Here is a 1,420-nt window from a genome sequence, read left to right as displayed (position 1 = left end):
TTTTAGGGCTTTTTGAACATGGGCCATAGACTGTCGCAAGTCGTGCTCGGTTTTGTCTACAAGACGGCTTGGATAAATTAGCAGTCCCTGTTTGTGAATGTTTAATACAACTTAGTCATCATTGAGTCGTCAAAATAAAGGCTGCGATGACTTGGTTCAGGGAAGATCGCACAATCAAAAGGATGTAATTTTGAATCAAACAATATATGGGCTTTTGGCATTACTGCCAATCGTTCTCTGTGGTATTTTTCTTATAGGCTTGCAATGGTCAGCTAAAAAAACAATGCCTATCATTTTAGTTGTTACCGCTGCGCTTGCCATTTTTATATGGGATATGACGCTTAACCGAGTGTCATCATCTATTATTCAGGGTTTGGTGATAACTGTCTCGGTGTTGTGGATTGTCTTTGGTGCTATTTTTCTGTTGAATACATTAAAACATACTGGTGCAATCGCCGTTATCCGTGCTGGGTTTACCAATGTATCGCCAGATAGGCGTGTGCAAGCCATTATTATTGCATGGTGCTTTGGCTGCTTTCTTGAGGGTGCCTCAGGTTTTGGTACAGCTGCCGCTATTGCTGCGCCTTTGCTGGTGGCGATAGGATTTCCAGCGCTGGGTGCGGTGTTGATGGGAATGATGATACAAAGTACACCTGTATCATTTGGTGCGGTCGGTACGCCTATCGTTATTGGGGTAAATAATGGGTTAGATAAAGCGGCCATTAGCGCTCAACTGGCACAAGAAGGACTAGAGTGGGGCGACTTTTTACAACTGATTACCAGTCAAGTGGCTATCATGCATGGTGTCATTGGTACGTTTATGCCACTTTTTATGGTGATGATGCTCACCCGCTTTTTTGGTAAGAATAAAAGCTGGAAAGAAGGCTTCGCTATTTGGCCGTTTGCGATTTTTGCAGGCTTGGCATTTACAATCCCTTATATGATAACCGGTGTTTTTTTAGGGCCAGAGTTTCCATCACTGGTCGGTGGTTTGGTTAGTGTCGCCATCGTTGTTAATGCGGCAAAACGTGGATTCTTAGTTCCAAAAACCACATGGGATTTTGAACCGCAAAAAAACTGGCCAAGTGAATGGCTTGGTAAGTTAGTCGTTAGTAAGGAATATTTGACGCCGAATGAAGATGGCAAGAAAATGTCTATTTTCATGGCATGGTTCCCTTACTTACTAGTTGCGCTGTTATTGGTTTTTTCAAGAGTGTTTGTGGGCTTCAAAGATTTTCTGACTAGTGTGACGTTAGACTTTACATCAGTATTGGGTGAGGCGGATATTAGCGCTGGTTTTAGTCCTTTATATTTACCTGGTGGATTGTTGTTAATCAGTGCTTTGGTTGCCGCTTTTTTCCAAACCAAAAAGCCAGGTAGTGCACTAAATAGTGCGCTCAAAGAGTCAAGCAAGACTGTG

The 1,420-nt window shown here is 42.7% G+C and carries 1 protein-coding gene; it reads left to right on the top strand.

Annotation, left to right across the window (positions count from 1 at the left end):
• Positions 1-190 precede the first annotated feature (190 nt).
• A partial coding sequence (locus ACT3SX_RS15085) for an L-lactate permease (RefSeq protein ID WP_444761832.1) occupies positions 191-1,420 on the top strand: 1,230 nt, incomplete at its 3' end.

This window comes from Psychrobacter sp. AOP31-B2-9 (assembly GCF_052378005.1).
Lineage (GTDB): Bacteria > Pseudomonadota > Gammaproteobacteria > Pseudomonadales > Moraxellaceae > Psychrobacter.
The sequence above is the reverse complement of the archived record's forward strand: the minus strand, read 5'-3'. Positions and strand labels throughout refer to the sequence as shown.